Below are 11,468 nucleotides of genomic sequence, written 5' to 3' on the forward strand. Positions count from 1 at the left end.
CCGGCGTCGGCTCCGGCGCGCGTCACGCTCGCCTCCGGCGCCCACCGCGCGGGTCAAGGTCCTGCGGATCGACGGCGATCCGGACGCGCTCGGCGCGGCGCTCGCCGCGAAGGCGGGAGCATAAGACGCGCCAGGTTCCTGCTTCTCCAGGAGAAGGTCTCGCCGAATTGCCTGGGACAACATCCCCGTTCGCGCCCCCTCTCCCCTCGTGGGAGAGGGGCGGGGTGAGGGAGCGCGGCGCAGCCACGCACCCAGCGGTCGCTTCTCGCCCGGCGCACCCTCCACCCCGCCCTCTCCCGCAAGGGGAGAGGGGAGGAGCGTCCGGATCGCGGCGCGCCCCTACTCTTTCAGCGCCCCTACCCCTTCACGAAATCCGCGCGCATGGGCGTGAACACGTCCACCAGCACGCCCGGCTCGAGGCAGACCGCGCCGTGGTGCACGCCGGAGGGCACGTAGAAGCTGTCGCCCGCCTTCAGGCGCTCCACCCGGCCGCCGATGGTCAGCTCGAACACGCCGCTCTCCACGCTGGTGATCTGCACGTGGGGATGGGAATGGGGCGCGCCCATGGGGCCCGGCGCGCGGGCGATGACGCGCACCAGCATGATCTCGTCGTTGAAGGTGAGCACCTGCCGGCTCACCACCGCGTCCAGAACCTCCACCGGCACCTGGTCGGCGAAAGCGAAGACGTCGCCCTTCATGGTCATGCCTTTCTGTCTCAGCGCGCGAGCCAGCCGCCGTCCACCGGCAGCACGATGCCGTGCACATAGTCGGCGGCCTTGGAGGCCAGGAACACCGCCGCCCCGCCGAGGTCCGACGGGTCGCCCCATTTCCCCGCCGGGATGCGGGCGAGGATGGCGGCGGAGCGCTCGGGGTCCTCGCGCAGGGCCTCGGTATTGTTGGTGACGAAATAGCCGGGCGCGATGGCGTTCACATTGATGCCCCGGCCCGCCCACTCGCAGGCGAGCAGGCGCGTGAGGCCCGCGAGCCCGCTCTTGCTGGCGGTGTAGGAGGGAATGCGGATGCCGCCCTGGAAGGAGAGCAGCGAGGCGATGTTGATCACCTTGCCGCCGGCCCCGTCCGCAAGCATGCCGCGCGCCACCGCCTGGGTGAGGAAGAAGGCGGACTTCAGGTTGACGTTCATCACGTCGTCCCAGTCCTTCTCCGTGAAGTCGATGGCGTCGGCGCGGCGGATGATGCCGGCATTGTTGACCAGGATGTCGACGCGCCCGCCCGCCGCGGCGGTCTCGACGATGCGCGCCACCGGCTCCAGGCTCGACAGGTCGGCCCGCACCTCGGTGAAGGCCGCGCCCGCCTGCCGCACCAGGTCGCCGGTCTCGTCCATGGCCGAGCGGCCGACGGCGACGATGCCGGCGCCGGCCTTAGCCAGCGCCACGGCCACCGCCTGGCCGAGGCCGGTATTGGCGCCGGTCACGATCGCCCGGCGGCCGGAGAGATCGAACGGCGAGGCCACGGCGCTCACCTCAGCTCCGCCATGGGCACCATGTCCATGTCGGTATAGTCGATATTGTCGCCGCCCATGCCCCAGATGAAGGTGTAGGCGCGGGTGCCGCAGCCGGAATGGATCGACCAGGGCGGCGAGATCACCGCCTGCCCGTCCGCCACCACGATGTGGCGCGTCTCGTCCGGCTCGCCCATCAGGTGGATGACGCGGGCGTCGTCGGCGAGGTCGAAATAGAGATAGACCTCCGAGCGCCGGTCGTGGACGTGGCAGGGCATGGTGTTCCAGATGTTGCCCTCGGCGAGCTGCGTCATGCCCATCACCAATTGGCAGGACTTCACCACGTCCGGATGGATCATCTGGAAGATGGTGCGCTTGTTGGCGGTCGCCTGGTCGCCGAGCGGCATCTGCTTGGCGTCCGCCACCTTCACCACCTTGGTCTCGTAGCGCGCATGCGCGGGGGTGGAGAGCAGGTAGAAGCGCGCCGGATTGCCTGCGTCGTCGGAGAAGAAGGCGACCTCCTTCGTGCCCATGGCCACATAGGCCGCGTCGCGGTGGCCGAGCGGGAACGCCGCGCCGTCCGCCGTGATCGCGCCCGGCCCGCCGATGTTGAACACGCCCAGTTCGCGCCGGTCGAGGAAGTGGGGCGAGCCGATGGTGGCCTTGTCGGAGCCGAGCGCGAGCGGCGCCATCAGCGGCACCGCGCCGCCGATGATGAAGCGCTCCACATGGCTGTAGGTGAGGCGGATGCGCCCCGCCTCGAACAGGTCCTCCACCAGGAAGTTGCGGCGCAGCGCCTCGGTGTCGAAGGCGCGCACCGCCTCGGGGTGATGCACCTGGCGCACGTCGATCTTCATGGCGGAACCTCTTGCGAAAGCGGGGGATGAAGGCTCAGCGGAACAGCGCCGGGAGCCAGAGCGAAAGGCCGGGGATGTAGGTGACGAGCAGCAGCACCGCCACCGAGGCGCCGAAGAACGGCCAGATGGTCTTCATGGCCTCGCCGATGGTGATCTTGCCCACGGCGCAGCCCACGAACAGCACCGAGCCCACCGGCGGCGTGTTGAGGCCGATGCCGGCATTGAGGATCAGGATCACGCCGAAATGCACCGGATCGATGCCGAACGCCTTCACCAGCGGCAGGAAGATCGGCGTGCAGATGATGATCATCGGCGCCATGTCCATGAAGGTGCCGAGGATGAGCAGGATGACGTTGATGAGCAGCAGGATGACGTAGGGGTTGGACGAGAGCGACTGCATCAGCTCGATGGTCGCCTTCGGCACCTGCAGGAAGGCCATGAGCCAGCCGAACGAGGCGGCCGTGCCGATCACCAGAAGCACCATGGCGGTGGTGCGCACCGCGCCCAGCGTCGCCTCGACGAAGGCGCTCCAGTCCATCTCCCGGTAGACCAGCGTCGTCACCAGCAGCGCGTAGATCACGGCGATGCAGGAGCTTTCCGTGGCGGTGAAGATGCCCGAGCGCACGCCGCCGAAGATGATGCCGATGAGCAGGATGCCCGGCACCGCCGCCACCACCGCGCGCAGCACGCCGTACCAGCCGGGGAAGGTGCCGGCCGGATAGCCGCGGTTGCGCGCCACCACATAGGCCGTGACCATGAGCGCCGCGGCGAGCAGGACGCCCGGCACGATGCCGGCGGTGAACAGATCGGCGATGGAGATGGTGCCGCCCGCCGACAGCGAATAGATGATCATGTTGTGCGACGGCGGGATCATCAGCGCGATGATGGCCGAGTTCACCGTCACGTTGACCGCATAGTCCCTGGCATAACCGTGGCGCGCCATCTGCGGGATCATGATGCCGCCGATGGCCGAGGCGTCCGCCACCGCCGAGCCGGAGATGCCGCCGAACAAGGTGGAGGCCACCACGTTCACCTGGCCGAGGCCGCCGCGCAGGTGGCCGACGAGGGCCGCCGCCATGCCGATGAGCCGGTCGGCGATGCCGCCGCGCATCATGAGATCGCCGGCGAAGATGAAGAACGGGATCGCCAGCATCGAGAACGCGTTCATGCCCGAATTCATCTGCTGGAAGACGACGATGGGCGGCAGGCCGAGATAGACAACGGTGGCCACCGAGGCGAGGCCGAGGCAGAACGCCACGGGCATGCCGATCAGCAGGAGGGTGGCGAAGACGCCGAACAGGACGGTGATGGCCATGGCGCGCTTCCGGCTCAGTCGATGGGATGCTCGGCGTGGAGCGGAACGGGCGGCTCCTCGACGCCCGCGAGGTCCTCGATGAGCTTTTCGAGGGAGAACAGGGCGATCAGCGCGCCGCCGCCCACCAGCGGCAGATAGTCGACGCCCTGGGGCAGGTCGATGCCCGCCATCTTGGCGCTCCAGGTGCCCATGGCGAGCTCCCAGCCATAGATGGCCATGGCGCAGCCGAAGCCCATGACCAGAAGGTTGGTGGCGATTTCCATCGCCCGGCGCACTTTCGGCGGGGCGAAGTGCAGGCCGATCTCGAAGCCGAGATGCACGCGTTCGCGCACCCCCACCGCGGCGCCGAGCAGGATGAACCAGCTCATGAGCAGCAGCGAGAACGGCTCGGTCCAGCTGGGCGAGGAATTGAGCACGTAGCGGCCGATCACCTGCCAGAACACCACCCCCGTCATCAGGACGAGGCCGGCACCGGAAATCCACAGCGCGATCCGCGAGAGGAGGCTCACCAGCCGCTGCAGCGGGCGGAGCGCGGGAAATGTCCCCATGGGGTCGGCTCTCTCCAGGGCTGCGGCGGGCAGCGTTTCGGCTTTCATGGCGTGTCGTCCCGGTCCGGCGGCAGCGCGTTCGGCGCACCGCCGCGCGGTGCGCGCCCCCGGCGCGGGGCCGGGGGCGGGAGGCTCACTGCACCGCCTTGATGCGGTTCACGAGGTCCTTCATCTTCTCGGAGGTCACGAACTTGTCGTAGACCGGCGCCATGGCGTCGATGAACGGCTTCTTGTCCACCTCGTTGATCATGGCGCCGCCCTTGACCACGCGCTCCTTGGCCTCCGCGTCCCGCTTGGCCCACAGCTCGCGCATCTTCTTGGTGGCCTCCTTGCCGGCCTCCTTGAACGCCTTCTGCTCGTCCGGCGTCAGCTTGTCCCAGGAGCGCTTGGACATCACGAACACTTCCGGCGCCAGCGAGTGCTCGGTGAGCGAATAATACTTCGCCACCTCGTAGTGCTTCACGGAATCATAGGAGGGATAGTTGTTCTCGGCGCCGTCCACGAGGCCGGTCTGCAGCGCGGAATAGACCTCGCCGAACGGGATCGGCGTCGCATTGGCGCCGAGCGCGTTGATCATGGAGATGAAGAGGTCCGACTGCTGCACGCGGATCTTCATGCCCTTCATGTCGGCGAGCGTCTTGATGGGCTTCTTGGAATTGTAGATCGAGCGCGCGCCGCTGTCGAAGAAGCCGAGCACCACGAGGCCCTGGGGCTCGAACGCCTTGGCGATCTCGTCGCCGATCGGGCCGTCCACCACCTTGTACATGTGGTCCACCGAGCGGAACAGGAACGGCATGCCGAGCACCGCCGTCTCGGGGATCAGGTTGTTGAACGGGGCGGTGTTGATGCGGTTGAGGTCGATCACGCCGAAGCGGGTCTGCTCGATGGTGTCCTTCTCGCCGCCCAGCTGGCCGGAGAAGAAGAGCTGCACCTTGTACTTGCCGTTGGTCTTCTTCTCCACCAGCTCGCCGAAATACTTCACCGCCTCGACGGTGGGGTAGCCATCCGGATGGATGTCGGCGGACTTCAGCGTGGTCTGCGCGAAGGCGGGCAAGGCCGGCGCGGCACACAGCAGCGCGGCCAGTGCGAAAGCGTGGCGTCGGTTCAGCATGGGCGTTCTCCCTTCTCGACTGTCAGTCTTGTTTGGTCTTGACCACAAGGCGGCTTGGCCTCACCGAGGACGGTCGACCCGCGCGCGCTGCGCCGCCGGGCCCGGATTGCCGCCGCAGGGGGCGATTTTCCTTCTTGGGCGACAATTGTATGGTAGTGTTCACTGGTATGCAACAGAGGAGGCGCGCGATGGACGCCATCAATGCGGCCGCGCAGGGATCGGCGGCGCACCGCCTGGAGGCGGAGCTGAGGCGCGCGATCGTGGCCCTGGAACTCAAGCCGGGCACACGGCTGTCCGAGCAGGAGATTGCGCTGCGGCACGGCGTCTCGCGCCAGCCGGTGCGCGAGGCGCTCATCGGCCTCGCACGCACCCGCCTGGTGGATATCCTGCCCCAGCGCGGCACCGTGGTGGTGAAGATCTCGGTGAAGAAGATGATGGAGGCCCGCTTCGTGCGCGAGGCGGTGGAATGCGCCGTCGCGCGGCGCGCGGCGGAAGCGTTCGACCCCATGGCGCGCCAGCGCATCGGCGACCTCATCGACCTGCAGGAGAAGACCGCCCGCCGCGGCGACCATGTGGCCTTCCAGCGCTATGACGAGATGTTCCACGCCGCCCTCGCCGAGGGCGCTGGCTGTCCGCTGGCCTGGGAGGCGGTGGGCGACATCAAGGCCCACATGGACCGCGCCTGCCACCTCACCCTTCCCGGCGCCGACGCCATGCTGCCGCTGGTCGCCAGCACCAGGCGGTGATGGCCGCCATCGACGCCCGCGACCCGGACGCGCGGCCGAGGCCATGCGCCTGCATCTGACGGAAATCCTGCGCGCTTTGCCGAAGGTGGAGGCCGAGCACCCCGAGCTGTTCGAGTAGCGCCGCGCGGGCCATCACATCACCGCGCCGATCTGCCAGGGCACGAATCGGCGTCGCCGTAGCCGAGCGCCTCGGACTTGGTGCGGGTGCCGGAGGCCGTGGCCAGCACGGCGTCGAGGATCTCGCGGCCCTTGTCCTCCAGCGACACGCCCTCCAGCACGTCGCCGCAATTGATGTCCATGTCCTCCTCCATCTTGCGAAAGATGTCGGAGTTGGTGGCGAGCTTGAGCGATGGCACGGGCTTGCAGCCGAAGGCGGAGCCGCGCCCGGTGGTGAAGCAGATGACATTGGCTCCGCCCGCCACCTGCCCGGTCGCCGCCACGGGATCGTAGCCCGGCGTGTCCATGAACACGAAGCCCGGCGCCGTCACCGGCTCGGCATATTCGTAGACCTCGCGCAGCGTGGCGAAACCGCCCTTGGCGGCGGCGCCCAGCGACTTCTCCAGGATGGTGGTGAGCCCGCCGGCCTTGTTGCCGGGCGAGGGGTTGTTGTTCATCTCGCCGGCATTGCGGGCGGTGTAGTCCTCCCACCACTTGATGCGGGCGACCAGCTTCTCGCCCACTTCGCGCGTTGCCGCGCGGCGCGTGAGCAGGTGTTCGGCGCCGTAGATCTCCGGCGTCTCGGACAGGATCGAGGTGCCGCCATTAGCCACCAGGAGGTCGGAGGCGACGCCGAGGGCGGGGTTGGCGGTGAGCGCGGAATAGCCGTCCGAGCCGCCGCACTGGAGCGCCAGCACGATCTCGGAGGCCGGCCGCGTCTCGCGCCGCGCGGCGGCGGCCTTGGGCAGCATCTCGGTGAGCGCGCCGACAATGTGCGCGACCGTGCGCCGCGTGCCGCCCTCCTCCTGGATGGTGAGGGTGCGGAAGCCGTCGCTTTCGTCGATGCCGTAGTCGGACTTGAAGCGGGCGATCTGGAACATCTCGCAGCCGAGCCCCACCATCACCACGGCGGCGAAATTGGGATGAGTGGCGTAGCCCCACAGCGTTCGCGAGAGCACGTCGAAGCCCTCGCCCTTGGAGGCCATGCCGCAGCCGGTGCCGTGGATGATCGGCACGATGCCGTCGATGCCGGGAAAGTCCGCGAGCGCGCCCGAGCGCTCCAGCTCCGCGGCGGCGAAGCGCGCCACCGAGGCCGAGCAGTTCACGCTGGTGAGGATGCCGAGATAATTGCGCGTGCCGGTGCGCCCGTTGGAGCGGCGGAAGCCCTCGAACGTGGCGCGCTCCGCCGCCGGCAGCAGCGCGTCCGCATGGGCATCGGCGGCGAACGCATAGTCGCGCGCGAAGTCGTGCAGGGCCACGTTGTGGGTGTGGATGTGGTCGCCCGGCGCGATGGGCTGCGAGGCGAAGCCGATGATCTGCCCGAACTTCACCACCGGCGCGCCCTCGGCGATGGGGGCGAGCGCGACCTTGTGGCCCTTGGGGATGCGTGCCCGCGCGGTGACGCCCTCGACCATCGTCCCTTCCGGAACCGGGTCGAGCGCCACGGCGAGATTGTCCTTTTCGGACAGACGCAGGGTCCGCGGGGAAAGGCCCGCCACCGCCACCTGAGCCACGCTTCCTCCTCACGCCGCGGCAGCGCCGCGTTGACGTCTTTGATATGCTAATATATTAGCATTGAAGCGTTCGCAAGAGCGTCGCCCCCCGCCTTTCGTCTTCCCCTTGGAAGGCGCGGCAGGGAAAAGCGCCGCAGCGGCGGGCGTCGAGGGAGGGGCAGGACGCGGTGGACGAAGCTCGCAACGACGCGGCCCGCAAAGCGGAAGCTCTCAAGGCGGAAGCGCGCAAGGACGACGCGCGCAAGGACGACGCGCGCAAGGACGATGCGCGCAGGACCGCCATCCGCAGCCGCGGCGGCCCCGCCCCGATCGAGAATGTCCGCGCCGTCCCCGCCTCGGCGCGCATCCACGAGGCGCTGCGCGAGAAGATCATCGCCATGGAGTGGACCCCGGGCGCGGCGGTGCAGGAAAAGCAGATCGCGCTCGCCTACGGCGTCTCCCGCACGCCGGTTCGCGAGGCGGTGCTGAAGCTCGCCGACGAGCGGCTGGTGGACATCTTTCCCCAATACGGCACCTTCGTCTCGCGCATCTCGCTGCCCTCGGTTCGCGACGCATGGTGATCCGCCAGTCGCTGGAGCGCACGGCGGTGCGCGAGGCCGCCCTCAAGGTGGCGGGAGCGTCGGAGAAGGCGCGCAAGGACCTCCTCGCCGACCTCAAGGCCTTGCTCGCGCGCCAGCGCGCCAGCCACAAGGCGCGCGACCTTCCCGCCTTCCATGCCGCCGACGAGGCGTTCCACCAGGCGATCGCGGAGCTGGCCGGCACCCCAACATCTGGCGCGTGATCCGCCAGGAGAAGGCGCAGGTGGGACCGCTGCCCGGCTGCTCACCTTGCCGGCGGCCGAGCGGCGCGCCAGCGTCATTGCCGAGCATGCCGCCATCGTCGAGGCCATCGCCGCCGGCAACGCCGACGCGGCCGAGGCCGCGGTCGCCGTCCATCTCGGCCGGGTCATCCCCAGCATCGCCGGGCTGGTGGCGGCTATCCCGACTATTTTCGCGGAAGCCGAAATCCGCGCCGACGCGCGGGCGACCCGCCCGCCCCCCGCATCAGGACCCTCTGAGAATGCTCAATCATCCCGACCGCCTGCTGCCGGCCGATCCGAACGTGCGCGCGGTGGCGCGGCGCCTCCTGGCCGAGGTCGAGACCCTGCCCATCGTCTCGCCGCACGGCCACACCGATCCGCGCTGGTATGCCGAGAACGCGCCGTTCCCCGATCCGGCGCGGCTGTTCGTGGTGCCGGACCACTATGTCTTCCGCATGCTTTATAGCCAGGGCGTGCCGCTGGAGGCGCTGGGCGTGCCGCGGCGCGACGGCGGCGCCACCGAGCAGGATGGGCGCGCCATCTGGCGCCTGTTCGCGGCGCACTATCACCTGTTCCGCGGCACCCCCACGCGGCTGTGGCTGGACCACGCCTTCGCCACCCTGTTCGGCCTCGAAGAGCGGCTCGGCCCGCACAATGCGGACCGCCACTACGACATCATCGCCGAGCACCTGGCCCGCGACGACTACCGGCCGCGCGCGCTGTTCGAACGCTTCAACATCGAGGTGATCGCCACCACCGAAAGCCCGCTCGACGAATTGAAGTGGCACGCCATGATCCGCGATTCCAGCTGGGGCGGGCGGGTCGTCACCGCCTACCGGCCGGATCCGGTGGTGGACCCCGAGTTCGAGGGCTTCCGCGACAACCTCGGCAAGCTCGGCGAGATGACGGGCGAGGACACCTTCTCCTACCAGGGCTATCTTGAGGCCCACCGCAAGCGGCGCGCATTCTTCAGGAGCTTCGGCGCCACCTCCTCGGACCACGGCCACCCCACCGCCGCCACCTTCGATCTTGGCCCTGTGGAGGCGGAGGCGCTGTTCCGGCGCGTCACCGGCAATGCGGCGGTCTCGCCGGAGGACGCAGAGCTGTTTCGCGGCCAGATGCTCACCGAGATGGCGGCCATGAGCCTCGATGACGGGCTGGTGCTGCAGATCCATCCCGGCGCGCTGCGCAACCACAACGGCGCCGTCTTCGCCCGCCACGGCCGCGACATGGGCGCGGACGTTCCCACCGCCACCGACTATGTGCGTGCGCTGCGTCCGCTTCTGGAGCGCTTCGGCAACGAAAAGGACCTCACGGTCATCCTCTTCACCCTGGACGAGACCGCCTATGCGCGCGAGCTGGCGCCGCTCGCCGGCCACTATCCGGCGCTGCGGCTCGGGCCGGCCTGGTGGTTCCACGACAGCCCGGAGGGGATGAAGCGCTTCCGCGAGATGACCACCGAGACGGCGGGCTTCTACAACACGGTCGGCTTCAACGACGACACCCGCGCCTTCCCCTCCATCCCGGCCCGCCACAACGTGGCGCGGCGCATCGATTGCGGCTTCCTCGCCGGCCTCGTCTGCGAGCACCGTCTTGACGAGGACGAGGCGGTGGAGGTGGCGCGCGACCTCGCTTACGGGCTCGCCAAGCGGGCGTACAAGCTGTGAGCGGGGAGGGCGCGGCGCGCCTGTCGCTGAAGGCGCTGGCCGACCTGCCCGCGGGCGTGGCCCGGCCGGCCTATGATGTGGCCGCCGCCGAGGTGGGGGGTGGTGCATCTCGGCGTCGGCGCCTTCCACCGGGCGCACCAGGCGGTCTATCTGGACGACGTGATGGCGCGCGGCGCCAAAGGCTGGGCCGTCGCCGGGGCGAGCCTGCGCGCGGCCGACACGTTCGATGCCCTCGCGCCCCAGGACTCCCTCTACACGCTCGCCGTCCGCTCGGGCGCGGGCGACGCGCTGCGCGTGGTGGGATCGCTGCGGCGCCTGCTCGTCGCCCCGCGCGAGCCGGAGGCGCTGCTCGCCGCCATGTGCGACCCGAAGGTGCGCATCGTCACCCTGACCGTGACCGAGAAGGGCTATTGCCACGACCCGGCAAACGGCACTTTGGACGAGGCCCACCCCGACATCCGCGCCGACCTCGCCGACCTCCGGCGCCCGCGGAGCGCACCCGGCTTCCTGGTGGAGGCGCTGGCCCGCCGCCGCGCCGCCGGCACCGCGCCCTTCACCGTCCTGTGCTGCGACAACCTGCCGGCCAACGGCGCCACCGTCGCCCGCGTCACGGCGCGCCTCGCGGCGCTGCGCGACGCCGATCTCGGCCGCTTCGTGGAAGGCGAGGTGGCGTTCCCTCCACCATGGTGGACCGCATCGTGCCCGCCACCACCGACGCCGACCGCGCTTTGGTGGCCGAGCGCCTCGGCGTCGCCGACGCCTGGCCGGTGATGGCCGAGCCGTTCAGCCAGTGGGTGGTCGAGGACCGCTTCCCCGCCGGCCGGCCACCTCTGGAGGAGGTGGGCGTCGAGATGGTGGCGGACGTCGCGCCCTACGAGCATATGAAGCTGCGCCTGCTCAACGGCGCCCATTCCACCCTCGCGTATCTGGGCTATCTCGCCGGCCACGAGACCATCGCCGACACGATGGCGGATGCGCCGTTCGCCCGCCTCGTCGAACGGCTCCAGGACGAGGAGATCACGCCGACCCTCGCGGTGCCGCCCGGCGCCGACCTTGCGGGCTACAAGAGGGCGCTGCGCGAACGCTTCCGCAATCCGGCGCTCAGGCACCGCACCTGGCAGATCGCCATGGACGGCTCGCAGAAGCTGCCGCAGCGCCTCGTCGCCACCGCCCGCGACCGGCTCGCGGCCGGCGCGCCCATCGCGCTTCTGGCCTTGGCCGTCGCCGGCTGGATGCGCTACGTCACCGGCCGGGACGAGCAGGGCCGCGCCATTGACGTGCGCGACCCGCTCGCCG

The 11,468-nt window shown here is 69.7% G+C and carries 9 protein-coding genes and 4 pseudogenes; 6 read left to right on the top strand and 7 right to left on the bottom strand.

The window, feature by feature from the left end; all coding sequences use genetic code 11:
• Nucleotides 1-356: 356 nt before the first annotated feature.
• The 6 genes from AC2W7M_RS11305 to AC2W7M_RS11330 all read right to left on the bottom strand — a co-directional run bounded on the left by AC2W7M_RS11305 (nt 357) and on the right by AC2W7M_RS11330 (nt 5,290).
• The gene (locus AC2W7M_RS11305) at nt 357-698 is read right to left on the bottom strand and encodes a cupin domain-containing protein (RefSeq protein ID WP_486132451.1); all 342 of its coding nucleotides are present in this window, start codon (nt 696-698) and stop codon (nt 357-359) included.
• A gap of 17 nt (nt 699-715) precedes the next feature.
• The gene (gene kduD, locus AC2W7M_RS11310) at nt 716-1,480 is read right to left on the bottom strand and encodes a 2-dehydro-3-deoxy-D-gluconate 5-dehydrogenase KduD (RefSeq protein ID WP_486132452.1); all 765 of its coding nucleotides are present in this window, start codon (nt 1,478-1,480) and stop codon (nt 716-718) included.
• On the bottom strand, nt 1,477-2,316 hold the full coding sequence (gene kduI / locus AC2W7M_RS11315; protein WP_486132453.1) for a 5-dehydro-4-deoxy-D-glucuronate isomerase: 840 nt from the start codon (nt 2,314-2,316) through the stop codon (nt 1,477-1,479). The genes kduD and kduI overlap by 4 nt, the downstream gene beginning before the upstream one ends.
• Nucleotides 2,317-2,350: 34 nt before the next feature.
• Nucleotides 2,351-3,631: a TRAP transporter large permease gene (locus AC2W7M_RS11320; protein WP_486132454.1), complete on the bottom strand. Its 1,281-nt coding sequence runs from the start codon at nt 3,629-3,631 to the stop codon at nt 2,351-2,353.
• 14 nt (nt 3,632-3,645) lie between these two features.
• A complete protein-coding gene (locus AC2W7M_RS11325) occupies nt 3,646-4,179 on the bottom strand; it encodes a TRAP transporter small permease (protein ID WP_486132459.1) in 534 nt (177 codons plus the stop codon).
• A 133-nt stretch (nt 4,180-4,312) separates the two neighbouring features.
• Complete coding sequence (locus AC2W7M_RS11330; RefSeq protein ID WP_486132455.1) at nt 4,313-5,290, bottom strand: TRAP transporter substrate-binding protein; 978 nt, start codon at nt 5,288-5,290, stop codon at nt 4,313-4,315.
• A 167-nt stretch (nt 5,291-5,457) separates the two neighbouring features.
• On the opposite strand from AC2W7M_RS11330, the pseudogene AC2W7M_RS11335 reads away from it, so the two are divergent.
• Nucleotides 5,458-6,154, top strand: a pseudogene (locus AC2W7M_RS11335) (GntR family transcriptional regulator).
• Between the two features lie 14 nt (nt 6,155-6,168).
• Here AC2W7M_RS11335 and AC2W7M_RS11340 read toward each other — a convergent pair.
• Nucleotides 6,169-7,706, bottom strand: a pseudogene (locus tag AC2W7M_RS11340) (UxaA family hydrolase).
• A 167-nt stretch (nt 7,707-7,873) separates the two neighbouring features.
• Between AC2W7M_RS11340 and AC2W7M_RS11345 the strand changes: the two are divergent.
• The 5 genes and pseudogenes from AC2W7M_RS11345 to AC2W7M_RS11365 form a co-directional block, all read left to right on the top strand.
• Entirely contained in the window at nt 7,874-8,266 is a 393-nt protein-coding gene (locus AC2W7M_RS11345) for a GntR family transcriptional regulator (RefSeq protein ID WP_486132456.1), read from the top strand.
• The gene (locus tag AC2W7M_RS11350; RefSeq protein WP_486132457.1) at nt 8,260-8,487 is read left to right on the top strand and encodes an FCD domain-containing protein; all 228 of its coding nucleotides are present in this window, start codon (nt 8,260-8,262) and stop codon (nt 8,485-8,487) included. The genes AC2W7M_RS11345 and AC2W7M_RS11350 overlap by 7 nt, the downstream gene beginning before the upstream one ends.
• A pseudogene (locus AC2W7M_RS11355) lies at nt 8,420-8,587 on the top strand (hypothetical protein); the annotation flags it as partial. The gene AC2W7M_RS11350 and the pseudogene AC2W7M_RS11355, both read left to right, overlap by 68 nt.
• A 178-nt stretch (nt 8,588-8,765) precedes the next feature.
• Nucleotides 8,766-10,172 (top strand): glucuronate isomerase, encoded by a 1,407-nt coding sequence (gene uxaC / locus AC2W7M_RS11360; protein ID WP_486132458.1) that lies wholly within the window; start codon nt 8,766-8,768, stop codon nt 10,170-10,172.
• Nucleotides 10,169-11,468: pseudogene (locus tag AC2W7M_RS11365) on the top strand (mannitol dehydrogenase family protein); the annotation flags it as partial. The gene uxaC and the pseudogene AC2W7M_RS11365, both read left to right, overlap by 4 nt.

It is taken from the genome of Xanthobacter sp. BG11Y11_SDJG (genome assembly GCF_057364445.1).